The following is a 23,755-nucleotide window of genomic DNA, read 5'->3' on the forward strand; positions in this document are numbered from 1 at the left end:
TGGCTGAGGTGGAACTCCCTACCGCCGATACAAAGTGACACACCTCTATACAAAATGAAGCGGTAGGGAGAAACGGCACCAATCCAAGATCTAAAGATACAGATGGAGATGGCCTAACAGATTACTATGAAGCAAGAAGTCTACAAACTAGCCCTAAATCCAAGGACACGGATGGAGACGGTTTAACAGATTATGATGAAGTGAAAGTATTTAATACTGATCCAAAACTAAGTGACACTGACAGAGATGGACTATCAGACTACGATGAGGTAAAAGTTTTTGGATCTGACCCCAATGATCGTGATTCTGATAGAGATGGAGTGATAGATGGAAAAGACTTAGCTCCGACTGGTAATGCAGTAGTTGAAGTGTACATTGAGGAATTCTTAGAAGTATCTAAGGCTGATGCCATAAGTGGATATGGGGATCCATATTTCGTCATTGCGGTTTATGATGAGTCTGGAAATGTTGAACTCGGTAGGATCCAAACAGAGCCAGTTATAGATGCAGTGAAGTTAACAGGTTTAGGTCCATACTATATAGACGTTCCAGATGATTACAGCGGAGATATGTTTATAGTTGCTATAGCTGCCTATGATGAAGATACATGGAATGAGGATGATTTATATGATATTAACCCTGACCCGCAATACTACAGCCTTGCAGTATACGTGCAAACTGAGAAAGTTTCGCCAAGTGGTGTTCATGTTCCAGTCCCAATAGAAGGAGACGGAACAGGCGACAGAAATCCTGGAGAGAACGACGCTATTTTACGTGCTTGGGCGGTTTTAACTCTACAATAAGCTCCTTTTCTTAAATTTTCCTTTTTGGAGCCATTTAAATTGTTAATGAAGTTTTAGTGTCTATCTTCTTGCGACACCTTTAAAAAGCCCATGAATTCCATGAAACTCAGGTGAGAGATTATGGTCACTAAGAGACTTCCTGGGAAAGTTAGGCGGGCCCTTAGGGCGAGATATTATGATATTGAACCTAGAGCATGGATTGGGAAGAGGGGATTAGAGGAGAGCGTAATAAAGGAGATAGAGACACAACTAGCGAGGACTGGAGTTCTCAAAGTCGAGATTAGAAAAGGAGCTTTAATTGCCACAAAAATGACGAGGAAGGAGATAGCCGAAAAGGTCGCAGAGCTAACTGACAGTGAACTCTTGGAGGTTAGGGGCAAAAGGTTTATATTATTCAAGCCGAGAGAGGGTTGGGAAAGGTATTTAAAGAGGCTCCAGATGAAGGAGCAATCAAAGAAGAAGGTTAAAGAAGAACCCGTTCGCAAGATCAAGCTTGATATCCTTGAGTTCAGGAAGAAATTCAAAAGAGGGAGGGGTTGAAGAATGGCGACAGTTTATGATGTTCCCGGTGATCTTTTGGTTGAGAGGGTCGCTCAGAGGCTTAAGGAAATCCCCGAGATAAAGCCTCCGGAGTGGGCGCCGTTCGTTAAGACCGGAAGACACAAGGAGAGGCTTCCAGAGCAGGAGGACTGGTGGTACTACAGGGTAGCCTCAATCCTTAGGAGGGTTTACATCGACGGTCCAGTTGGTATCGAAAGGCTCAGGACGTACTACGGTGGAAGGAAGAACAGGGGACACGCTCCGGAGAGGTTCTACAAGGCTGGGGGTAGCATTATAAGGAAGGCCCTTCAACAGTTGGAAGCTGCCGGTTTCGTTGAGAAAGTCCCAGGTAAGGGCAGGGTTATTACCCCAAAGGGCAGGAGCTTCCTTGATAAGATAGCCACTGAGCTCAAGAAGGAGCTTGAGGAGGTTATTCCAGAGCTCAAGAAGTACTGAAATGTTTTTATACTTCTATTTTAACAACTTTTAGGGATGTGCAATGGTTAGGATAAGGGCTTCTAAGTTGAGGGATGTTGAGCTAATTACGGACACGGGAGTAAGACTTGGGTGGATCTATGACATACTCTTCGATGAAGATGGTAGCCAGGGAGAAAAGGGGGAGATACTTGCAATTCTTGCGGATCCAGATGAAGATCTAGACTTAAGCTCCTTCGTTGTAACGGAAGATGGATTGCTTGTAATCCCCATGAGGGCAGTTAAGAGCATTGGAGAAGTTATAGTTGTTGATTCCAACGAATTGGCAAAAGTTGCGAGGAAATGATCAGGCGGTTGTTTCCTCAGGAAGGTAAGGTGTATGAGACTCTCCTCGTTACTTCTTCTAACTTAACCCCTGTTGGTGTGCGTAGGAAAAATAACTGTCTATTCTTTAGGATCTTTGAAGGGAAAAGCTATCGGGATTTACTACGGAATACAGAAGCAGTTATCCAAATAATACCAGATGCGGAATTCCTTGTTTCCGTAGCTTTTAACATATTTCCTAGGATAGAGTTTTTACCTTCCCAGGAAGTCAGGATTAGAAGAATTAAAGGATATCCTTGGATTGAGGGATACGTGGAATGTAAAAAAATAGTAGTAGTTGATTCTTTGGGCAGAAGCAAAGCTCTGGATTGTGTTTTTGAGCCGGTCTATGTTGGTATGGTCAAGGCTATTCCAACCCCAATAAGCAGAGCTGACAATGCTTTACTTGAGTTGGGGGTTCTTGCAAGTAGGTTATTAGTGGGGTATTCTAAGGGCTCTTCAGAGACTGAAAAACTCAAGCTTAAGGTTAGGGAACTTTATAGGTTATATAAAAAATTGGGGGGTAGATCGGATATTGCGGAGGAAATATACATGTTGGCTATGCGAGGATCAGATGGAGAGTAGCCTCCTCTCCTGGTTCTAATTTGTCAATTTGCCATATTACAATATTCCCTTCAACCCTTACTGTCCCCTTCTCAGCCCAGGCTTCTTCCACGGTTGCCAGTTTTTCATACTTGAACTCTTTCAATGGAGCCAAGCGTGGCGCTTTAATTTTGATGAAGTAGTACCTCCCGATTTTGTCCTCCACAACGATTGGTCTAAAGAAGGCAAGGTATGAGCTTATCCCTAAGGTAATAACGAATACAATAATTAGCCCTATGAGTCCCTTATCTATCTTCTTGCCCTCCTTAACAACTGGGGTTGCAGTTTCCGTCTTAAAAATAGTTGTGGTTATAGTGGTTGTGGTTGTAGACGTTTCAACCTCTTGCTTAAGGGGTGGTTTAATGGTTATCGAGGTCGCGGATGGTAAATATTTAATGCTATTGGCCTCTACTTTTATCTTCCCATATCCAACTTCAGATAAGTTAAACTCGCATATTCCCTCTTCGTTCGTTACTCCATAAAAAGTTCCCCTTTCTGAAGTTACCTCCACCGTTATACCTTTGATGGGCTTTCCAGTGGAATCTAGAACTTTGATCTTTAAGGAGGAATTCTTAACGATGGGGACCACTATTGGCCTTTCTACGGTTATCAACTTCTCCGAGATTACTCCATCTAAATTCACCCTTATGAGGTAAGTGCCTGGGGAGTTAACGGGGTACATTACAACGCCATTTTCGTCCGTGTACATTGTGGTGTTTCCTATTGTGACTTCAATGTTCTTAACGGGCGTTCCTTTTTGAGTAACCTTAACGATAATCTCTCCGTTTTCGAAATATGCCTCGTAGGTTAGGGGCCTTCTAAATACAGTGAAATTAAAGGTTGTGTTCTTGATTCTATTATAGAAGTTTGCCGAGAATATTACAGAGTAGTTTCCGATTTCAGGCCTTGGAATAATGATATTTTCGCTCCAAGATTCCCAGGGTTTTATCATTGGTCTGTAGTTTACTTCCTTCAATACTTGGCCATCTTTTAATATCACTATTTTTGCATTCCCATATAGTAGGACGTTTGAGTTTGAGTTTATTGAAACAACCATAGAGACATTCCGCCCATAGATTACCATTACTGGCCCCTGAATCCTGAGGGTGTAGTTTATGACCGATTTGACCTTTAATTTGAGATAATCCTCCGCTATGTAGTTCCCAAGTTTTCCTACAACTGTTAGCTTGTAAACCCCTGCTTCGGGTTTTATTAGATACGCTTTAAGGGTTATATTTGCAGTTGTGTTTGGGGGGATTGATCTGATAAATCCCTGAGTGAATAAGATGCCCTTGACCTTATTGAACACGAAAACAGTCACGTTTTCTGCAGTCGAGTTCCCTACATTCGTAATGGTAACGTTAAAGGTAAGCGTGTCCCCAGGCTTTCCTTCGATTTCTTTTGGGGTTGCTTCAATTATTAAAACGGGTTGAGCATATACTGGGAGAAGTATTGTTGCAAATAGAACGATGACCATTATAACTTTCTTCATTCTTTCTCCCCCAATGTTTTTTGTATTCCGAGTATTATATCTATAGGTAAACCTTCGTTAACATGGAGGGTTACCTTCTCATCCTTTTTTAATTCTACAAACCTCCAACCCCTTCCTATGAACTTGACAGCTAATATAGGGGTACCACCAAATTTGCTCGCAAAGTCTCTTACCCTTTCAACTTCTTCCTTCTTGATTGATAGTTTCTCTTTCCTCGTAGATTTTACCTCTATGCATAAGTACCTGTTTCCATTGCCGGCAACTATATCTACTTTCTTACTACCAGCAGACCTTATAACTGCAAATCCATACTTTTCTAATAACCTTATTAGCTCTCTTTCGGCGTTCGCCCCTTTTCTGTACATGTAATATCCTTATATGGGCTATCTTTTTAAGTTGCTCTCCCTTGTCACTATGATGCACATATTACTAAGGAAGGCAATTAAGGAGAAGTTTGGGAAGCTTAATAGTCTCCAATTAGAGGCTTTCAGGGTTATAGCGGGAGAGAAGAAAAGTGCTCTTATCGTAGCCCCTACCGGGAGCGGAAAGACTGAAGCTGCTATACTTCCGATTTTTGAGATAATAATGAGAGAAAATTTACCTCCAATATCCGCACTATATATAGCCCCACTTAAGGCTTTAAACAGAGATTTACTGGAAAGGATAAAATGGTGGGGAGAGAAGTTAGGAGTGAGCGTTGAAGTTAGGCACGGTGATACTCCTCAATCAAGAAAGGCTAAACAAGTTAAGAATCCTCCCCACATCTTAATAATAACCCCCGAAACTCTTCCTATATTGCTCACGATGAAGTCCCTCAGGCAGTTTTTAAAGAACGTTAAGTTCGTTGTAGTGGATGAAGTCGTTGAGCTGGTCGATAATAAGAGAGGTGTTCAGCTAGCCTTAAACTTGGAAAGACTTTCTCTAATAGCGGATTTCATTAGGATAGGGTTATCGGCTACAGTTGGGAATGAGGAAGAAATAAGAGAGTGGCTAAAGGCTGACGTCATAATAAAGCCAAAAGTTAAGAAGAGATACAAATTCCACGTCCTCTACCCTAAGGTAGAAGAAGACGATGTAAAGCTTTCTGAGCAATTAAAAGTCCCTCCAGAAGTCGCTGCTAGACTTAGGGCTCTTTGGAATATAGTGGAGAAATCCAACAGAGCCTTAATATTTGTAAATACTAGGCAATTCGCTGAGGTGTTATCTCATAGGTTAAAGGTGTGGGGGAAGCCTGTGGAAGTTCATCACGGTAGCCTTTCGAGAGAGGCTAGAATTGAGGCCGAGAAGAAGTTAAAAGAAGGAAAAATCAAGGCATTAGTCTGTACATCTTCGATGGAGCTTGGGATTGACATTGGAGATGTTGACGTTGTTGTCCAATACATGAGCCCTCGACAAGTTAATAGGCTAATCCAGAGGGCCGGGAGAAGCAAGCATAGATTGGGGGAAACAAGTGAAGCATATATAATAGCGGTAACCCCTGAAGATTATCTTCAAAGCCTTGTAATAGCTAAGAGAGCTTTGGAAGGGAAATTAGAGCCTGTAAAACCCTATAAAAACGCATTAGATGTTTTGGCTCATTTTATAGTTGGGTTAGTAATTGAGTATAATAAAGTTGACATTCATGAGCCGTATACGATAGCAAAACGGACCTATCCTTATAGGGACTTGAGTTGGGAGGACTATCTCTCTGTTATCAGCGTTCTTGAAGATGCGAGGATAATAAGGCGAGAAAATAATGTGATTAAGCTTAGGAAAGGGGCATATAGGTATTACTTTGAGAACTTGTCAACGATACCAGATGAGGTCAATTATAGTGTGATTGATGCAGTCTCAGGCAAATTCATAGGGAGGCTTGACGAGAACTTTGTGATGGATCTTGAGGAGGGAATGGAATTTATTATGCATGGGAGAAGCTGGCTAGTCCTTGAGATAGATGAAAAGAACAGGCTTATAAAAGTTAGGGAAAGCAGTAACGTTGAAGGAGCAATTCCAAGTTGGGAAGGGGAATTAATTCCAGTTCCCTATGAAGTGGCAGTTGAAGTAGGGAGGTTGAAGAGGCTCTTAGCCTATGATTTAAGGGGAGCTAAGGAACTCGTTAGGGGAGTTGATTTTGATGTTAAGGATTTGGAAATTGTACGAAACGAAATAATGGAACTATATTCAACGGATAGAGACATTGTGATTGAGGTCGTTGGTAAAACAACTGTCATACACGCCGATTTTGGCAATAAGGTAAATGAGGCATTAGCAAAGCTCATTTGGACTTTACTGTCCTCAAAATATGGTAACATATTTTCAATAAGGTCATATGCGCATGCGATAGTAATAAGATCTCCATTCACCTTGAATCCAAAAGACATTGAGGAGATCTTGCAGATAGGGCCTAACATAGGGGGAATTATAATTAGGGGGATAAAATTTGGCCCCATATATAGGTGGAAGACGTTGAATGTCGCAAGAAGAATCGGAGCAATAGCTAGGGATGCAAAGATTAAACGTGTTGAAAGGTTATTCGAGGGAACAGTAGTGGAGTTCGAGGCAATCAATGAAATCCTGCAGGAGAAAGTTGACATTAAAAATGCAACTTTGGTGCTTTCCAGGGCAAAAAGCGGGGAAATAAGAATCAGATCGGTCATGAGAGAGAAGTTGAGCAAAACTGCTCAACAGTACGTTAAGTTTGTGGGAGAATTCCTACTGACCCTTCCGCTTACGGAAGAAGAGATTGAAGATATGTTTTACAAATCCCTTCTTGAGAAGGATATAGTCATGGTCTGCACCAATTGTGGATGGTATTGGAAAACAAAGGTTGGAAGGGTTATCGAGAGGAAGGACTTAAGATGCCCCAAATGCGACTCAATGATGCTTGCTCCTCTACATCCTATTGATGCGGAAGCCTTTGTTAAGGCGTTGAAAAAAATAAAGCATAGAGAGCAGGTGGATAAAGAATTAGAGCGGGCGTACCTTAGGGGAATAAAAGCTGCTGATTTATTCATTTCTTACGGGGAGGATGCCCTATTGGCCTTAGCGACATATGGGGTGGGAGTTGAGGGAGCATCAAGAGTTCTTGGGAATGTTCCAAGAAATCAATTAATTCGTGAGTTAATGAAGCTAGAAAAGAACTACATAAAAACAAGGAAGTTCTGGGACTAATCCATACCAAAAGACCTTTATACTTTGTAAAATTCCTAAACTTAAGGATCATTAAATAACGGGGGATGGGGCGATGAGAAAGGTTAGTGCTTTAATTTTACTCCTGGTAATGTCATCAATGTTATTAATTCCGGCCGTTAGGGCAGGAACGTATTACTCAAAGCTTTCGACCGTAGGTCTAAAACTTGGGGGAGTACTAAAGTTTGGGGATTATGAGGTAAAGTTCAAGGACGTTACAAGCACTTGGGACAAGGTGATGATAGATATATATCATGGAGGGACCCTCGTAAAATCTCTAACCTTGCAAGAGGGAGAGCAAGGATATTATCCTTCCCAGGATGACGCAAAGATTATAGTAAAGATCTCAGGAATATGGGAAGATAAGGGAGTTGTTTATATTACAGTCTCAACACCCATGAAGATCCTTGAAGAGAAGCTTGTACTAAGTGAGGGCTCTTCATATACACTTCCTTCCCTGTTCCCACGGTACACGTTTAAAGTAGTCGATATACCCGAAGATGATAAGGTAAAAGTTAAAGTTACATATCCTGATGGCACTTCTGTGTACAAAGTTCTTGACAAAACTACTCCAATCCAGGTCTCATACAAGGTTTCGAGCGAACTAACTCAATCCCCAGTTGTTGTGGTTGAACTTGTTGAGGCAAAAAAGAACGATGAAGCCGTAGTCAATATTTATGTCCCCGAACTGTTTTTCACTAATCCCCAAGTCATAAACCCTGGGGAAGAGGAGGAAGGGCAACCTGTTGAAGAGGCAGATATAGTTCAGTCCGTCTATGAAGGAATTCTGTACGTTGGGGAAAGCTTAACGGTGGAATACAATAGCACAATATACAAAATAAACCTCGTCAGTGTCGGTTATTACTCAAGGTTTAAGCTCTTGGACTCTAACGGTAACCTCATGGAAGAATTTACGATACGAGAAGGGACTGGTTACACATCAACTAAGGCTCCAATAAGAGTCGAGATTCCCCCAAATGGAGTCGATTTAACGTACAATAGGACATATATAAAGGTCTACACTCCAGTAGGAGGAGTGGCTAAGCCCATTATAAGGGAAGCGAAAGTTACTGCCGAGTTAAGTGTTAGCGAAAAATCCCTTCTATTGGGAGGAGACGAGTTAATAGTGTTCATAAAGGTTAAGAACGTAGGAAAAGGCAACGCCTTCCAAGTTAAAGTGATAGCGCCAGTTCCGAATAACTTTGAATTAAGGAGTGGAATTGGAGCGTGGATTCTTAGTAGACTTGAGCCCTTCTCCGAGATGCCAGTGCTAGTTTATACATTAAAACCAAAGGCGGTGGGTACGTATACCCTTGGTCCCGTTGTAGTGGAGTATTACGATGAAGCCGGGAAGAAAGTTACAGTTAAGTCGAACATAATAGAGAAGATAACCGTGTATTCGACGCCTCAAATTAAGTTAAAGGCCGCTGGGTTCTCGAATTCGTCATGGTCTAATTACATAAAGACAGAGGAGAACTCTACGATAAAGCTGAGGTTTGTAGTATCGGCGACTGGGGCAAACCCCGAATATGAGTTTATAAAGAATGCAAAGCTCACCGTTAATCTTGGGGGATTTTTAGATGGTGAAGATGAGATATACTTAGGGACGATAAAGGCTGGAGAGGAAAAAGTAGTTGACGCTCAATACTTGGTATTGAAACAAGGGCTTTATCCAGTTAGCGTTGCATTAAAATATCAAGACCCCTTGGGCAATTGGCATATTGTTAATTATCCGAACTTGGTCTTGGTTGATAGCGTACCTCCAAAAGTGAAGGTGTTGGTCAAAACCGAAACCAAAGTCATCGAAAAGCTACCATCACCAGAAGAACTTCCAACTATAGTCGAGGATATCCTTAAACAACAGAGTAATCCAGCTCCCCTGGCTTCAAGGATCCAGAATGTGACTGCAAAGTTCACCACTCCCAAAAAAGAACCAAACTATAAAGCGATAGCAACAGTACTTGGTGCTCTTGTCGTTGTCCTTGGTCTGGTGGCAATAGGCACTGGATATTATATGACAAAGTACAAGGAAGAGCTAAGGAAGCTTCGGGCTAAAAAGAAAAAGCCCAGGCCAGGTGGTCTCCCAAAGAGGTCTGAGGATGAAAAGGAAGTCAAAGAAATAAATGTTGTTCAATAATTCCCTTATCATAAATTTTATTTACAATACATTTTAATTTTCTTGGGAGGGAAAATTATGAGGTGGATTAGTCCCTTAATATTAATGATGATCCTTTTGGCTCCAGTATCTGCCGTCGAGATGCTCGACTTTTCGGTGAATGTTGCTAAGGCCTATCCAGATGAAGAGAGAACTGAAAGGCTCAGCATAATTGTGATGGCTCTCTCCCAGGCCTTAAATAAGACTCCTTCCTTGTCAGCTGAAGATGTATGGAGAAAGGTTGAGAAGTTAATTTCATGGCAGAATGATGATGGGGGATGGGGATATTTTTATGGTAGCATTAGTTCAGTCCCCGATACGGGTTATGCCCTCATAGGGTTAAAGTACGCGTACGAGGCATTTAAGAATGAGCCTGAGAAGAGAGAGGAGATAAGGGTTGCGATACTGAACGGGATAAGATACCTGGAAAGGGCCTTTAGTGGAAATGGTTGGGGTTACCTCCCAGGAATGATTCCGGATTATAGAAGTACACTGCTTGCTTCAGCGGCTTTAACTCTTTTAGGAGAGGACTTAGACTTAGTGAGGAGGGCATATCCAATTATTAAGGAGAAACTCCCAAGCGATCCTTACCTCCTGCATTTGTGGATAACAGTTGCATACAACATGGAAGGTAAGATTCCAGAAGAATCCCTGAAGCATTTCGGTAACCAAGAGGGTGCCATGGCCCTTGAGGCCTATACCCTCCTGAGCCTAAAGGGATTGGACTTTCAAACAGCATTACTGTTGGCAGAACTTGAGGAGTACAGGCACAATTGGACGGACAAGTACTATCCCTTGTACTCCACGATGGCGTTTTCCTTGGTCTCAGAGAACGTCGTTGGGCCAAGTGAAGACAAGTTGAAAAAAGTTTGCACGATCCTTGAGGCCTCTCAGAATGACGATGGAGGATGGGGAGTGTACGTTGGCTCTCCATCAAGTGCCTCGGTTACATATTTCGTGCTGGATTCCTTAAGGATATGCAATCCTATGAGCGAGGCCGTTAAAAGAGGGCTTGAATACATGCGTGGAATTTACAAGAGAGATATGGAGGAGATTAAGTTCGATAAATATCTCAGGCAGTCTTATCTCTTCGCTTTATTGTCCCTCCTTGAGTATAGGAACCTAACGTACTCAGAGAGGGAAGAAGCAAAGTCCCTTATATTATCTTCATTCTGGGGCGATAAATTTGGCAAGCAACCATTAATTACTGCACTTGCAATTAAGGCATTAACGATGCTTGGAGTCCCTAAGACAGATAAGGTCATAGAAGAGAACCTAGATTGGCTAATGGAAATGAAGGAAAATGGTGGCTGGGGCTTTATATTTGAGACGGATTTGTCATCTTGGTACTTTGCTCCCATGTACCCTGAAACTACGGTAATCTTGTACTTGATAAAGGACCTTGTTCGGCCGAATGATGTTCAAGATGTCGTTGAGTACGTAAAGGATAATCCCCCGAGGCAGGCTTGGGAGTTGCTTAGTGCATACTTAACGCTCAAGGAAATGGGAATTAATCAGAGCATCGAAGTTGAAATACAGGAACCTGGGAAGAGCCCATTGTACGATTCTTTCCTCGTTAAATACTACACGGTTAATCCTGAAGTCCCGAGGGTTAACATATACACCGTTATCTCGAAGTTCAGGAACTCAAGCGTGAAGATAATATCCACGGATCCAGGCTTGTCCACTATAGTTGCGAAAGGTTTGGAGAATGTACTCTCTGCAAACACCTCGATTAGGCTAACGGAGCTCATAAGGATTCCGGAGTCTGGGGACTACATATTGATATATCCCGTGGGTAGGGTGGATGTTTCAAGGTACAACAGCGATGTGAAAATTTACATCAGAGCGGGGCATCTAACGCTTAATGGGGTGCCCTTGTCCGGCGATGGTACCCTCATAATAATTCCGGGAAGAAACAGGGACGGAGAGTTATTGTTCGTTCTTTATAGGGGAGAAGGGTACAAGGACATTGCCAACCTCATATTCAACAGCCCGATCCTTAAGTACCTCCATGGAAAGGCCGTAATTGCCTCTTGGGTGGACACGAACAAGGATGGGAAAGTTCAAGTAGAAGAGCTGAGTGTGAAGTTTCTCTGAGGTGATAGCGACGTGAGGGCTATAATAATAGGGATAGGCCAGTGCGGAACCAAGATTGCTGATATATTCTCCCTTGTAGATTTTGAGGCCTTAGCTATTAACACCTCTAAAGGAGACCTGGAGTACCTGAAGCACATACCCCAGGACAGGAGAGTCCTGATAGGTGAGAGCATAGTTGGAGGTAAGGGAGTTAACGCCAACCCAGTCCTGGGAAGGGAAGCCATGAAAAGGGATCTTCCGATGGTCATGAGGAAAATAAGGTCTTTGGTAGGTTACGAAGACGTTGATATCTTCTTCTTAACCTTCGGATTTGGGGGCGGAACGGGAGCTGGGGGTACTCCAGTTTTAGCGGAGGCCCTCAAGGAGGAGTATCCAGACTCCCTCGTAGTCGCTATAGGGGCCCTCCCCTTAAAGGAGGAGGGGATAAGGCCAACCATTAACGCCGCGATAACCATAGACAAGCTCTCCAAGATAGTTGATTCCATAATCGCCATAGACAATAACAAGCTCAAGGAGAGCGGAGAAGATATAAGCCAGGCCTATGAGAGGATAAATTACGCGATAGTTGAGAGGATAGCTTCTCTCTTGGCATTAATAGACGTTCCTGGGGAGCAGACCTTAGATGCAAGTGACCTAAAGTTCGTTTTAAGGGCCATGGGAAGCTTTGCCACCGTTGGCTACGCTAAGGCAGATGCATCCAAGGTGAAGAGCTTGTCAAGGCTTATAGTGAGATCGTTCGAGAACGAGGGTTTGTACCTCGACGTTAATATAGAGTCCGCCCTATACGGCCTAGTCGCTATCCACGGTCCCCCCGAGGCATTGAAGGCCAACGAGATATTTGAGGCACTGAACGAACTCACGGGGAGGATAAGGGGAAAGCAGATATTCAGGGGCTTCTACCCAGACCCCAGGGAGAGGGAAGTTGAGGTTGTGACCCTATTGAGCGGGATCTACGATAGCAAGAGCATAGAGGATATAGTCGTTACAGCAAAGAGGTACGCTCAAGAATTCATGAAGGCCAAGGAAGAAGGGGAGATCAAGAAAAGGCAACTTTTAAGCGGCCTACCAGATTTCGATGATATCTACCCGGGTGAGATCAATGATCAAAGTTAAGGATTCGGTTGAAGTTGCGCTGGAGTTGGATGAGAAAAGCGTTTACTCCCACATAGCGCACGAAAGCGCCGAGGACATAATAAGGATAATCTCCGCCATAGATGCTGAAAGAGCAAGGCTTAGGGGGATTGAGGTTTATTACGAAGATGACTGGGACGAGCTAATTAGGGAGAGGATAAGGAAGGGGAAAAGGCATACCGCCTTTGACTTTTACAACCCTGAGCTTCTGGAAGTTTGGGAGGAAAAGGTTAAGGAGGCGAAGAGGTACATTAAACTGTCCAAGTATCTCCCGATGACCATCCTCTTCTTTACGATAGTTACTGCCATAGTGACGATCCTCATTCTAGTTCCCGTGGTGATAGTGGGCCTTGCAACGCTTCCCTTGGCCCTGTACTTCCATGAGATGTTCAAGGCGAATGCCGATCTAAGGTACCAGGAGTTGGTTCAATTCTTCATATATGAGTTAAAAGAATTAATTGGGAAATTCGGCCTTGATAGGAACAAGTACAAGTTTGAGCTATACAACAGGGACTATAAAGGGGTTAAATTCATTAAAGGAGGTAAAGCAGTCGTCGAGTAGCGGTATTTTGGGCTTAGCCGATCAAATTTGAAGGATAAATGTTAAATAAGCTCTCGTGTAAAATACTTGAGAAGGGATAACGATGAGGAGGGGTCAGATATCACTCGAACTGATGTTCTTAATGATTGTGTTCATGCTCATTTTAGTTTACTCCCTAAGATTGGTGACATTTACAAGCTCCTCATCTCAGGATGTCATCGCTCTTCAAATTGGAATCGAAGCTAAGGGATTTGCAAGTGCAATATCCAACGCTATAAGTCAGGTTTATGCTCAAGGCCCCGGGGCAAAAGTAACAGTTAATTATAGGCTAACATACCTGCGAGATAAAGAATACCTTAGTAAAGCATTTGCCCTAAATAACCCGACGATAGCTATTTCATACTTAAATGGAACTTATGTAATGCTTTTAAATGGGAGTGGAACTGTATTAGTAAATCTTAGGGGGCCCTATAAGAACGTATTTTGGGCAAACTCTCTATATAAAGAGGATATCTTAACTAATACTTCAGTCTTTCCTGACCTAATTCCAAATGTTAATTTTGATGGAAATATGGTTAATTTAGCTTGCATAAAAATACCCCCTAGCAATTTACCAAAAATGGTGAAAATAGTTGTCGAATGGAATCCAGATAATAGTGAGAGTTGGGTCTATAATGTAACTTCAGGTGAATTGGTTATAAAGATAAATCCAAGGTGAGTGACGTTGAGATGTGAAGGCCAGCTAAGTATTGATTTCTTGTTTGCTATAACCCTTATTATGGTACTATCTGTAGGAATAATTGAAATTGGAATTCAGGAAAGTGAGAATACCGAGGCATTTTCGATAGCGTCAAAAATTAAAGTCTTTGCAGTTAGCACCCGAGATTTGATAACAAAGGCTTATAGTATAGGGCCAGGCTATTCGATTAGAGTTAAGTTTCCCATCTCTCTCTCCCAGGGAGATTATGTTAACATTATCCTGACGGGAGATGCTGTGGTGATCAATGCAAATATAAGTGATACTTTATACTCAACAGCTGTGAAACTGCCAATTAGAGTGTCCTCTCATACATCCGTATTAATAACTGAAAACTCTCCTGACTTCTGGATTATTGCATATTATAATGAAACTAAAGGTGGTGTAGATGTCAAACTCGCGAAGAGCCCAGACGGCCATTGAAGGACTGCTCTTGATGAGTATTGTGGTATTATCCATTGTTATAGTTATACTACCTTATTTAGAGAATTCTCGGGAGGCCACAATTCTTCTCCGGCTCAAGGATTCTGCGAGTTTTAGTGCTTCTTATATTACAAATGGTGTTGTAATCGGGGAGGAGAAGTTCGACCCATTAAATAGTGTTATTAAAAATTACACAGGATCTTCAGGAGTAAAATTTTCATTCCTCGGACTTAAAATAGTAAGGGAAAACTCTAGTGAAATTGTAGTGCTGCTAAAATTTTCCCATAATTTGAATCTAACAAAAGATAAAAACTCTAAAATCGCAAAACTTATTGGAGAATTTGTCGAAGATTCATTAAAAGATTTGTCAATTATTAGTACTTATAATGGAAAAATGTACAGTGGTGAAAAACATCTCATATTAAATATAACAGTTGAAGATGGATGGAGCGTGATAAAATGAAAAGAGCTCAAATATTTTCACTTGATGCATTTATAGCATTAACCTTAACAATCCTACTTATAGGTACAATATCAGCAACGTCTGAATCCTTAAGGAATGCAATATCTTCCGTTGTTTCGTGGTATGAGAGGGCGAATATTCCAGACAATATGTTAGATGTTCTTTTAAAAACTCCTGGAGAGCCCTCTAATTGGAATGAGGATCTAGTTTTATTAAAAAGCATTGGGCTCAGGGAAGAGGATTCACCCTTTATATCCTACGAGAAGGCTTTAATGTTTTTTAATCTTGTGGAGAATCAGAATCCTCTAGTTTTGGACTTTCTTAAGAATCTAAGTTTAGGAAAGCCCTTCTGCTTTGAGTTTTATCTTGGTGTATGGAATTTCACAGCAGACTTTACATGGAACCCTAATGCTAGCGGAGTTTTAAGTGAATTTGAGGTTTACTCTGGCGAGTGTACCATTAGGGGGAATAGAGAGTTGACGTTTACTGATCCAACTATAATCCAGTGTGCTCCTTTTGATGTTAGGGGCTCGGCTTCAATATCGAGCGATGCTCCTCTCTGCATTCTTGGGAGTGTCGATACCCACGGCTCCTTAACAATAACAGTGGGTAATTATCCTCCCCTAGCAGGTGGTTCTTATCCTTACTTGGCAATTAATGGGGACTGGGTTATAACCGGAGCTGTAACCGTTAATGTAGGGGGAAATGCCTACATAGGCGGAGCATTAATAGTTAGAGGAGAAGGCGCTAGAACAATAAACATTGCAAAGGATCTAGTGATATTTGGAGACAACACCACTAATCCTTATCTTATTGACATATCCGGCTCTGCCACGATTAACATAGGAATTTCAGGCTATCTTCCTGGAAACCTTTACCTTAAAGTTGGAAATACGTGGTATGCCTCAAATAAGACTGGGGAATGGTACGAGTGGAGTGGAGAGGGGTGGAGGAAGGTTAGCGAGCCCCCCGTTATAAGGACAACTGGAAGTTCCACATTGAACATAAACGGCTATCCACTCTCTGAGACTTGGAGTCCTCCAACTCCACCCCCATGCTTTACAGCTAACCTCCCCATTGAGGTCTCTTCGGTAAATTTGGATTACACTTATCCACAGGCTCTTAACAGATCTGAGGCATGGGGCAGGGTTGCCTACTCCAAGAACGACTTCACGGTTAATCTCGTTGAGATACCAGAAAACGCTAGCTGGGTTGAATATGCTAGCAGGGTTGTATCCGTTGACATGAGAAAGTACAATACAACGATAGAGGTCACGTCAAACTACACGAGACTTATCTCAGGTGTTCTTAAGTACACCCCTCCAGCCTATGCAAGGTTCGAGATTAGGGTTCCAAATGAGACTGGTTATGCCCTGTTCATAATAGTGGATGGGGAGGAGATGAAGCTCCTAGGTGTCGTGAAGACGAGGGTTTCCCCTTATGTTCAGGCATATCTGTGGACGAATGCTACTGGAAACGTAAGTCTGCAGAAGACCTATGTGGGCAATGAAACATCAGTCAGAATACGTTGGGTTGACGTGTTCTCTGAGTTCTCAAGTGAGACCGGGAAGCCCATTGAGATATGGATTTACGAAACGAACTTTAGTGATCCTATATATATTATTGATGAGTACAACATAGGGTTGTTGCTCGATAGGAAGTATGAGCTGGGGTTGGTAAAGCTGTGGGTGTGGGATGAGAGATGAGGAGGGGATTTATATTTACGCTTGACGTTCTCTTAGCTTTCATCCTAGTATCCACAATAGTTGTGGGAGTAGTTACAACTCAAATAAACACCCAATCACTGTATCAAACCTACATGAGAGAGCAGAGCATGAAGAGTGCGGGAGATGTGTTAACTATTTTGAGAACCGTTCCCCTTAATCAGTTGGTTCCAGGGGACGTTATTAAGGAGTGGATTCAGAATGGAACCCTTAATACAACCCTTGTATCTCCTGACATGTCTCCTTTAGACATTTTGGCTACTTACTGGGCCATACAGCCCCTATACCCTTCTGTTGACTACAAGAGAAGGGCAAAAACGGTAATTAACTATGTTCTCCAGCGCCTTCTCCCTGGCTATGGGTACGAGTTTGTAGTGAGCAATGAATCATTTATTAGAACTTCCAACCCTCAGGCGGCAGAGGACATTTCAACTTCTAGTATGGTTCTTAGCGGATATTCTTATAACAGAACTCCTAGAGGATACGTTGCTAGAGCATATCTTACGAGGGCTACTGTAATAAGAGAGGATTTATACGGATGGTTCAGAGTTCTTGCAGGCGGCGGGGATAATGTTCTCAACATAACCAGAGTGATTCACCTCCCCTCCGATGCTCAGATATTGGAGGCTGACGGGAAGTTCGTTACGAGGCAGGGAGAGAGGGTCACCCTATATATTAATGGAAGGCGTGTTAGTAGGAGATATGACCAGATAAATATCAACGATTTAACGGGATATTTGCAAGGAGGAGATAATGTATTTTCTTTAGTATTTGACGATGGATACGATGAAATAGGTTCGGCGAGTGGTACTACGGTGTATGTCAAGTACAAAAGTAACAGCTTGGAAGTTGAGGATCCTGGATTGATAAGGATCTATAATGTAATATCCGAAAGAACAGGAATAATGTATCTACTTGAAATGTTCGTTCCCGGGAATATAACTTCAATAAATATGAAGTTTAAGGTAAGAAATGTTAACATTGTGAGGCTGTATTATGGATTTGGAGGGAATTTGTACCTTCTCCTAGAAAAATATGCAAACCCCAACGGAGATGCTATTGTGGAGTTTACCGATGATGAGATTAGAACTAAGGTCAATGAAGTGTTATGTGGAGGTAATGACTGTTATGAAGAATTCAAGAAAAATATAAGCAGGATGGTGTTTGATTTCGTCATTGGCTTTGACGCATATTATGAAGATGGAGACTGGTACTATGAAGGATACGACTATAATCAGTGGAAAAGGGAAAAGGAAAGAATAATCTACGGTTACCCTGACTCTTATGTGAAAATAGAGTACATCCCAAGAACAGTGAGAACAATGTACAGCATCCCAATCTCTATATACTTCCCTTACGGTGACTCTAGGGTCTCATATCCAGGTCAGGGGCTGAGGGTCGAGTATTATTTACCTCCTACCGCTGAGCCATGGTATGCAGACTGGTGGGTGGGTTATAGATTCAGGGATTACTCCACAATCCAAAATCTATACGAAAACAATAGGAGATTCTATTCTGGGCCTCTCGGAAGGTATGCCATAAGGGTTGCTTACACTAGGCTTTACGACTGGATGATGCAACCAGGTCAGAACAACGTTTTTGAAATTAAAATGACAAATGGAAACTCTTATGTAAGAAACGGAGAAACTAGAGGGATAATTAAATACTTCATTCAAGGTTACGCTGGTTATGGCGATGTATTCCCTTACCTACTTCAGGGCTATCCCACATACAAGGGCTACAACCTCACCTACTACTATTACAACGGGAGAACAACAGAGGAGAGAACAATACTCGTAGGAGATTCACCTTACAAAGTTATTTCGGTTGAGGATTTAGATCCAACAAAGTATGCAGTTGATGATGCGGTTCTAAGGCTGTTCAACCAGCTTAACTATTTGAATGACCTAAATCCCGGAGACTGGAAAGTTCCACCGTACGATGGCTCTCAGCAGAATCCAATAGATGTTGACCTCCCAGCAGGGGTGACCATTCAAATGGCAAGCATGGGTAATATTCCGGGATTATTTACTCCAATAACTGTGACACTTAGGATATGGAGGGAGTCCTGATGAGGAAGGGATTTATAATTAATGCCTCGATCCTCGTCCTCTTAATCCCCATAATCTTGCTTTTAGCTACTTATGAAGAGGTGTCATCTCAGGTAGCCCTCAGTCAAAGCGAGAGGACTTACTCTGAGAGAGTCTATCAGGTGATTTCTGCACTTCAGCTGGAATTTAAGAGAGCTTTGGAGATATCTGGAAAAAGGGCAATTATTGCTGTTATAGACTACGTTGCGGTATCTGGAAACTTCATATCTCCAACGTATGGTGTCAACAACACGATAAGGGATCTGATTTTATCAGGTGGCTCTCCCTCAATTTCTGGATACGATGTAGAAAGAATCATGGGGAATCAGACCATAGAGGGATGGCTGAAAGAGGTGGCAAATCAACTTAGGAAACAAGGCTTAGTTTTTGGAATGGATGAAGATGAAATAATAAGCAACACTGAGATTTTAGTTGCTCCTCTGGATTCATTTAGGATTGTGATTAAGGGAAGGATAAACAGGATAGTTGTTAAAGATGTCTCAGGTAAAGTAATCTATGAGGGCAGCATTCCCGAGAAGGGCTATGTATATTCGGTGGTTGACTTGAACGGACTTGAGGATCCAATGTTTTCCGCCATTACGGGAGGTAGATACCAAAGGGTTTTGAGGGCATGCAAGTACGCTTATCCAGAGATCTTCACCAAGCCGATAAAGTTTTTGGAGGGAGCAGGGGTTAGTAGCTATTCCCCAGTGGTTGGAAGGTTCTCGACGGCAGTTTCTTCGGACACAATATATATCGGTGAAAGTTACCCTGGGGATGGGGCCTTAGCTTACGTTCTTAAGGAGGGAGATTTCTCTCAAACAACATCTCCAATAATAGTGAACACAACTCTTGATGGAGAGATAGTTGATCCAACTGAAGTGCTCACGGAAGGTGGTATGGGTGTGCTTGTGTTTGGGAGCAGCGTGACTTGGTGTAATTACACCTATCCGTATAGAGTTGCTTTCACGATTCCCTCCGATTACATTGGAAAATTAGTCCTCTTAGAGTTTAACGCTACCCAGTATCCCTTTAGGATAATCCCACACTCTGGAGAATTTGGAGCATTAAGAATATATGGCTCTGACTGTGCAGAGGCCAGCTACTGGATAGAGTACTGGGGCAATGATAAAGTGCTTATCTGGCTAAGGCCAACGGTGACAACTTACTACATCTACTACTCAAAATCTGCAGATGTTCCCTTCTTGAGGGGTTCAATAACATCTGTCTTTGGAGCGAATTATACTGTTGATGTTAGGGTTTTGGCAGGGGAGAAAATATCTCTGTTCTCAACTCAGTCAACTCAGTTCTTTGTGAGGTATAATTTGTCGGCATCTTGGAACAATGACTTTAACGGAGGAATTGAGATAGGGTTTACAGGTGTAGGATTTTCAGGCGTTAGGGTTTGGGAAGTGTCTCTGGACTATCCTCAGACTGTTACCGATGTTCAAGTTCCCATATACCTAAACAGCACTATAGCCGGCCTAATTCCACACACCGTCACACCACCTAAAGCAAAGATAAAAGTCTACGCTGACAGTGAACTTACCAGAGAGCTCCCTTTCTGGATAGAATACTGGGACAATAGCGGGGCACTTATTTGGGTTAAGACCGATATACCTAGCACCGTCTACATAGCCTACTCCGACTCTTTCCCATATACTAGAGGAGATGGAGATTCAGTATTCTTGTTCTTTGATGACTTCAATGAGAGTTCAATTAATGAGCTAGAACAGAAGTGGGTAATATTAGGTCAAATAGGTGGCCTAGACCCAACTGGGAATGGGACTCTTACAATATTAGGAGGGAATAGTGTATTAGCTCTTCGCACAAGAAACTCTCTCACTATCAACTACCAGTTTGCCGTTAGATTTAGGATGAGACCTAACTTTGAGTATAATGATGACTGGGATGCTGGGATAGGGCTTGAGGATTATTATGTGAGCAATGAGGGCTATCGCCTCCTTCTGTTCACTGATGATATTGGGGATAGACAAGATTTCCTAGCCCAACATCGTGCATGGTGGCGGTATGAAAGTTCAAGCTCAGATGAAAGGGGGGATTACTCGTTCCATACATATTCTGTTGAGATGACCAATTACTACAGAAGGAGAAGGAGATATCGTGGAGATTTCACGTTCAGAGATATAACCGCTTCAAATAGACAAGAGAATACTGGTAGTTGGAGCTTTAGATATCCGCTCCTTTACTTATATCTCGTCATTGATAGTGAATCTCAATCAAGAGGGGCAATCTTTGATTGGATATTCATTAGAAGGTACATAGACCTAAGCTCACTCTCTCAAAGTATTATTGAGCTTGGAACCCCAGTAACGTTCCAGTTCGTAGACAACTGGACTACTGAGAAGCTCTTCATTCTGAAGGACTGGAATGCCTTAGCCAGCTACTCACCTGGCACTTGGTTCATATCAAGCCCCAATAGGTATGAGGTTAGAATTAACACAACACTAGGCCTAAACTTCACTTACACTCATGAACCTCAAGCCTCTTCCGAAACTTCCCAAGCTTACATTTCTGGAGCTGTAATATCGCCAATTTCAGTCTATCTGGTTGTCAGCAATACTCTCAATAATGCTGGATACTTCTCTTGGGTGATCTGGGGAACATCGTACATAGAGTATTCACCCCGGCTCTTAGAGGAAGAAACTAAGCCACCAGAGAATCTTGCGAAGGTTTATGACATTGAGCCTTTTCTGCTCTGCATAAACGAGCAGGAAAGGGTTGGCAATAAAGAGGGTGAAATAGGATACTTCGGCGTTTCATGGGGCATGTCCTTCTTTGAGAGGCTTGAGGGGAGCACGGAGAATCATGAGAAATACATCACCCTTGCAAAAGGAATGCAGGAAGAGCTTGGCCTTGCCAAAAATGGACTCTACTATCCGATAGGATTAGTGAGCTTCATGATACCAACAGATAGTATGACCTATTATTTTGATGAGAAACTCAATAGGCTATTTCTGACAGTTCTTCAAAAACCTCCAGAAGAATATGTCAATAGTGTTGACTTCTGCTTTCTTGATCACTATTTCCCAGGGAAGCTTTCCATTAATAGCCCAGTTTGTAAACAACAGACGTACAGGGTTTATGGAATTTCAGACTCTCCTGATAGGAAGGGAGTCTACTTCTTTATTGACAACACAACTGCCATGTCTCTATTTGGTATCACAGGTGCATCTGAATTGTTGCAGAAGTAGAGACAAGGAGGTGGCTTATCTTGGATATAATAAATATACTAGACAGAATAGGATGTTGGACTCAAAACGTGATAAAAGTGCTTAAGCTTTTTTTCTTCCCTAAACCCTTAAATAGGCCTCCAAAAATCAGACTTAAAAAGTATACAATCCATGAAACATTCAGCCTATATCTTCAGCTTGTTTTCATACTATACCTTGTCATAGGGGTTTTGATGATAATAGCAAAAATGCCAATTCATGCTGTTCTTGCCTTATGTATTGTGGCATACCTTGCTATTAGGTTTATATTGATCGCTGGAGCTAATTTTATCATTAATGTCCCCGCATATAGATTTTTTTATTATGGTCTTGTAGGCATATCCTCTGTGGCGTTTGTTGGATATATGATCCTAAGAAGAATTAAAAATGACCCGATGTACTTGTATGGGTTTATTGGGAGCATTACAGTTGTCGTTCTTGCGTTTAGGAGTTATTTTAAGGTAAGATTTGGGAGAGATTACACATACGGTGTCGTAGAAGAGGTAAAGGGTGAGCTAGCGAAAGTATTTGTGCATGATGATATTAGTGCCAATGTTAAGCCTGGCTATTACTGGGTGACGTGTAACCTTAAAGTTAAACCAGGAGATTTAGTTAAGATTGCTATAGAGAACAAAACATTAAGAGGTGCCATCCCTAAGGGGGTTATTGAGGTTGCTCAATCCTCCCAAACCAAAACCGAGCCAAAGGCTGAGACCGAGTAAAGTATGAGGAGATATATTGAAGTCACAGGCTCCTTTCCGTAAGTCTTTACGAATCCTTCTCCCTTTGCTGGAATGAGCAAGCTTTCAACGCTCTCCCCTTTTATCATTACGGAGTCGTTAGAAAGTTCAAGCTCAATCCCTAACCCATGGCAAATCCTCTCAATGAACTTAACAAACTCACTCCACCTAGTTATCCTAACTCTGTAATATATCGTGTATCCCAAAGTATCACCATTAATAGTAAAAGCTAAACCTTAAAAAGTTTATTCTTCAGAATTCCGTGATGATGACTAAACCCGTTGCTGAAGGAAAAGATGATGACAGGATCGACTAGCTGATCTCTCCGCAAATCTTGGCGAAGTTCCTAAGTACTTCAGCTCCGTGCTCCGTGTGCGCGACCTCCGGGTGGAACTGAACCCCATAGATTGGCAACTTTTCGTGTTTCATTGCCTCTATCGGGCACGTCTCGCTCTTGGCCAACAACTTAAATCCTGGGGGAAGCTCCTTAACTTCATCCATGTGGCTCTCCCAGACCTTGAGCTTCTTCGGCAATCCTTCGAAGATATCATCCTCATCAACGATTTCGATCTCAACTAAGCTGTACTCGGCTTTCTCCCCCCTACCAACTTTTCCTCCAAAGAACTTAGCGATCAGCTGGTGCCCCAGGCAGATCCCCAGGATCGGGACGTTGAATTCCTCGTAGTTCTCAAGGATCTTTTCGCAGTTGCCCGTGTTCTCCAAGCTTGGGCCGCCCGAGAATATTATTCCCTTCGGATTCATATTCTTTATCTCCTCTAGGGGAGTGGTGTTGGGGATTATCTTGGCCTCAACCCCGAAGTAGCGGAGTGTCCTCCAAATCCTGTGCACGTATTGACCTCCGTTATCCATGATAACTATCATTTCTTTCACCTCCTCTAAGACGAAGGAGATAATCGGTAGGATCTTCCTCAAAGTTTTCGGGGGTTACCTTCTTACGAATTTTCCTTGCAAGCTCTATGAGATCATCCATAAT

At 42.3% G+C, this 23,755-nt stretch carries 22 protein-coding genes; 17 read left to right on the forward strand and 5 right to left on the reverse strand.

The window, feature by feature from the left end; translation table 11 throughout:
• The first annotated feature begins 47 nt into the window (after positions 1–47).
• The 5 genes from P8X24_RS08445 (at position 48) to P8X24_RS08465 (ending at position 2,726) form a co-directional block, all read left to right on the forward strand.
• Complete coding sequence (locus tag P8X24_RS08445; RefSeq protein ID WP_372915773.1) at positions 48–803, forward strand: hypothetical protein; 756 nt, start codon at positions 48–50, stop codon at positions 801–803.
• Positions 804–923: 120 nt separating this feature from the next.
• Positions 924–1,343 carry a YhbY family RNA-binding protein gene (locus P8X24_RS08450; protein WP_372915360.1) on the forward strand — a complete coding sequence of 140 codons (420 nt, stop codon included), beginning with the start codon at positions 924–926 and terminating at the stop codon, positions 1,341–1,343.
• A gap of 3 nt (positions 1,344–1,346) precedes the next feature.
• On the forward strand, positions 1,347–1,799 hold the full coding sequence (locus P8X24_RS08455) for a 30S ribosomal protein S19e (RefSeq protein ID WP_068324287.1): 453 nt from the start codon (positions 1,347–1,349) through the stop codon (positions 1,797–1,799).
• Positions 1,800–1,842: 43 nt separating this feature from the next.
• The gene (locus P8X24_RS08460; RefSeq protein ID WP_372915362.1) at positions 1,843–2,124 is read left to right on the forward strand and encodes a PRC-barrel domain-containing protein; all 282 of its coding nucleotides are present in this window, start codon (positions 1,843–1,845) and stop codon (positions 2,122–2,124) included.
• Positions 2,121–2,726 carry a DUF447 domain-containing protein gene (locus P8X24_RS08465; protein ID WP_372915363.1) on the forward strand — a complete coding sequence of 202 codons (606 nt, stop codon included), beginning with the start codon at positions 2,121–2,123 and terminating at the stop codon, positions 2,724–2,726. The genes P8X24_RS08460 and P8X24_RS08465 overlap by 4 nt, the downstream gene beginning before the upstream one ends.
• Here P8X24_RS08465 and P8X24_RS08470 read toward each other — a convergent pair.
• Together P8X24_RS08470 and hjc are read right to left on the reverse strand one after the other, a co-directional pair.
• Positions 2,701–4,236, reverse strand: a complete 1,536-nt coding sequence (locus tag P8X24_RS08470) for a CARDB domain-containing protein (RefSeq protein ID WP_372915364.1) — start codon at positions 4,234–4,236, stop codon at positions 2,701–2,703. The genes P8X24_RS08465 and P8X24_RS08470 overlap by 26 nt on opposite strands.
• Positions 4,233–4,601 carry a Holliday junction resolvase Hjc gene (gene hjc, locus P8X24_RS08475; RefSeq protein ID WP_372915366.1) on the reverse strand — a complete coding sequence of 123 codons (369 nt, stop codon included), beginning with the start codon at positions 4,599–4,601 and terminating at the stop codon, positions 4,233–4,235. Before hjc ends, P8X24_RS08470 begins: the two co-directional genes overlap by 4 nt.
• Positions 4,602–4,653: 52 nt before the next feature.
• Here hjc and P8X24_RS08480 point away from each other — a divergent pair, with 52 nt between their 5' ends.
• The 12 genes from P8X24_RS08480 to P8X24_RS08535 all read left to right on the forward strand — a co-directional run bounded on the left by P8X24_RS08480 (position 4,654) and on the right by P8X24_RS08535 (position 22,743).
• A complete protein-coding gene (locus tag P8X24_RS08480; RefSeq protein ID WP_372915367.1) occupies positions 4,654–7,386 on the forward strand; it encodes a DEAD/DEAH box helicase in 2,733 nt (910 codons plus the stop codon).
• A gap of 73 nt (positions 7,387–7,459) precedes the next feature.
• On the forward strand, positions 7,460–9,541 hold the full coding sequence (locus P8X24_RS08485; protein ID WP_372915368.1) for a DNA cytosine methyltransferase: 2,082 nt from the start codon (positions 7,460–7,462) through the stop codon (positions 9,539–9,541).
• Positions 9,542–9,598: 57 nt separating this feature from the next.
• Positions 9,599–11,659, forward strand: a complete 2,061-nt coding sequence (locus tag P8X24_RS08490; RefSeq protein WP_372915370.1) for a prenyltransferase/squalene oxidase repeat-containing protein — start codon at positions 9,599–9,601, stop codon at positions 11,657–11,659.
• A gap of 12 nt (positions 11,660–11,671) precedes the next feature.
• A complete protein-coding gene (locus tag P8X24_RS08495; RefSeq protein ID WP_372915371.1) occupies positions 11,672–12,772 on the forward strand; it encodes a cell division protein FtsZ in 1,101 nt (366 codons plus the stop codon).
• On the forward strand, positions 12,759–13,352 hold the full coding sequence (locus P8X24_RS08500; RefSeq protein WP_372915372.1) for a hypothetical protein: 594 nt from the start codon (positions 12,759–12,761) through the stop codon (positions 13,350–13,352). Before P8X24_RS08495 ends, P8X24_RS08500 begins: the two co-directional genes overlap by 14 nt.
• 82 nt (positions 13,353–13,434) lie before the next feature.
• A complete protein-coding gene (locus P8X24_RS08505; protein WP_372915374.1) occupies positions 13,435–14,049 on the forward strand; it encodes a hypothetical protein in 615 nt (204 codons plus the stop codon).
• A gap of 6 nt (positions 14,050–14,055) precedes the next feature.
• Complete coding sequence (locus tag P8X24_RS08510; RefSeq protein ID WP_068324317.1) at positions 14,056–14,511, forward strand: hypothetical protein; 456 nt, start codon at positions 14,056–14,058, stop codon at positions 14,509–14,511.
• A complete protein-coding gene (locus P8X24_RS08515; RefSeq protein WP_372915375.1) occupies positions 14,477–14,974 on the forward strand; it encodes a hypothetical protein in 498 nt (165 codons plus the stop codon). The genes P8X24_RS08510 and P8X24_RS08515 overlap by 35 nt, the downstream gene beginning before the upstream one ends.
• Positions 14,956–16,680 carry a hypothetical protein gene (locus P8X24_RS08520; RefSeq protein WP_372915376.1) on the forward strand — a complete coding sequence of 575 codons (1,725 nt, stop codon included), beginning with the start codon at positions 14,956–14,958 and terminating at the stop codon, positions 16,678–16,680. The genes P8X24_RS08515 and P8X24_RS08520 overlap by 19 nt, the downstream gene beginning before the upstream one ends.
• On the forward strand, positions 16,677–18,770 hold the full coding sequence (locus P8X24_RS08525; protein ID WP_372915377.1) for a TPM domain-containing protein: 2,094 nt from the start codon (positions 16,677–16,679) through the stop codon (positions 18,768–18,770). The genes P8X24_RS08520 and P8X24_RS08525 overlap by 4 nt, the downstream gene beginning before the upstream one ends.
• A complete protein-coding gene (locus P8X24_RS08530) occupies positions 18,770–22,003 on the forward strand; it encodes a DUF2341 domain-containing protein (protein ID WP_372915379.1) in 3,234 nt (1,077 codons plus the stop codon). Before P8X24_RS08525 ends, P8X24_RS08530 begins: the two co-directional genes overlap by 1 nt.
• Positions 22,004–22,023: 20 nt before the next feature.
• Complete coding sequence (locus P8X24_RS08535; RefSeq protein WP_372915380.1) at positions 22,024–22,743, forward strand: DUF2101 family protein; 720 nt, start codon at positions 22,024–22,026, stop codon at positions 22,741–22,743.
• Here P8X24_RS08535 and P8X24_RS08540 read toward each other — a convergent pair.
• From P8X24_RS08540 to P8X24_RS08550, 3 genes are all read right to left on the reverse strand, one after another.
• Positions 22,698–22,967: a hypothetical protein gene (locus P8X24_RS08540; RefSeq protein ID WP_068324334.1), complete on the reverse strand. Its 270-nt coding sequence runs from the start codon at positions 22,965–22,967 to the stop codon at positions 22,698–22,700. The genes P8X24_RS08535 and P8X24_RS08540 overlap by 46 nt on opposite strands.
• A gap of 106 nt (positions 22,968–23,073) precedes the next feature.
• Positions 23,074–23,643: a GMP synthase subunit A gene (locus P8X24_RS08545; RefSeq protein WP_372915381.1), complete on the reverse strand. Its 570-nt coding sequence runs from the start codon at positions 23,641–23,643 to the stop codon at positions 23,074–23,076.
• Positions 23,624–23,752, reverse strand: a complete 129-nt coding sequence (locus P8X24_RS08550) for a hypothetical protein (RefSeq protein ID WP_372823001.1) — start codon at positions 23,750–23,752, stop codon at positions 23,624–23,626. Before P8X24_RS08550 ends, P8X24_RS08545 begins: the two co-directional genes overlap by 20 nt.
• Between the last annotated feature and the right edge of the window lie 3 nt (positions 23,753–23,755).

The organism is Pyrococcus kukulkanii, from assembly GCF_041647995.1.
Taxonomy (GTDB): domain Archaea; phylum Methanobacteriota_B; class Thermococci; order Thermococcales; family Thermococcaceae; genus Pyrococcus.

Bases quoted from the DNA above. Each gene is read 5' to 3' on its own strand.
- P8X24_RS08450 (WP_372915360.1), top strand. From the start codon at position 924: ATGGTCACTAAGAGACTTCCTGGGAAAGTTAGGCGGGCCCTTAGGGCG.
- P8X24_RS08455 (WP_068324287.1), top strand. From the start codon at position 1,347: ATGGCGACAGTTTATGATGTTCCCGGTGATCTTTTGGTTGAGAGGGTC.
- P8X24_RS08460 (WP_372915362.1), top strand. From the start codon at position 1,843: ATGGTTAGGATAAGGGCTTCTAAGTTGAGGGATGTTGAGCTAATTACG.
- P8X24_RS08465 (WP_372915363.1), top strand. From the start codon at position 2,121: ATGATCAGGCGGTTGTTTCCTCAGGAAGGTAAGGTGTATGAGACTCTC.
- P8X24_RS08470 (WP_372915364.1), bottom strand. From the start codon at position 4,236: ATGAAGAAAGTTATAATGGTCATCGTTCTATTTGCAACAATACTTCTC.
- hjc (WP_372915366.1), bottom strand. From the start codon at position 4,601: ATGTACAGAAAAGGGGCGAACGCCGAAAGAGAGCTAATAAGGTTATTA.
- P8X24_RS08480 (WP_372915367.1), top strand. From the start codon at position 4,654: ATGCACATATTACTAAGGAAGGCAATTAAGGAGAAGTTTGGGAAGCTT.
- P8X24_RS08485 (WP_372915368.1), top strand. From the start codon at position 7,460: ATGAGAAAGGTTAGTGCTTTAATTTTACTCCTGGTAATGTCATCAATG.
- P8X24_RS08490 (WP_372915370.1), top strand. From the start codon at position 9,599: ATGAGGTGGATTAGTCCCTTAATATTAATGATGATCCTTTTGGCTCCA.
- P8X24_RS08500 (WP_372915372.1), top strand. From the start codon at position 12,759: ATGATCAAAGTTAAGGATTCGGTTGAAGTTGCGCTGGAGTTGGATGAG.
- P8X24_RS08505 (WP_372915374.1), top strand. From the start codon at position 13,435: ATGAGGAGGGGTCAGATATCACTCGAACTGATGTTCTTAATGATTGTG.
- P8X24_RS08515 (WP_372915375.1), top strand. From the start codon at position 14,477: ATGTCAAACTCGCGAAGAGCCCAGACGGCCATTGAAGGACTGCTCTTG.
- P8X24_RS08520 (WP_372915376.1), top strand. From the start codon at position 14,956: ATGGAGCGTGATAAAATGAAAAGAGCTCAAATATTTTCACTTGATGCA.
- P8X24_RS08525 (WP_372915377.1), top strand. From the start codon at position 16,677: ATGAGGAGGGGATTTATATTTACGCTTGACGTTCTCTTAGCTTTCATC.
- P8X24_RS08530 (WP_372915379.1), top strand. From the start codon at position 18,770: ATGAGGAAGGGATTTATAATTAATGCCTCGATCCTCGTCCTCTTAATC.
- P8X24_RS08545 (WP_372915381.1), bottom strand. From the start codon at position 23,643: ATGATAGTTATCATGGATAACGGAGGTCAATACGTGCACAGGATTTGG.
- P8X24_RS08550 (WP_372823001.1), bottom strand. From the start codon at position 23,752: ATGGATGATCTCATAGAGCTTGCAAGGAAAATTCGTAAGAAGGTAACC.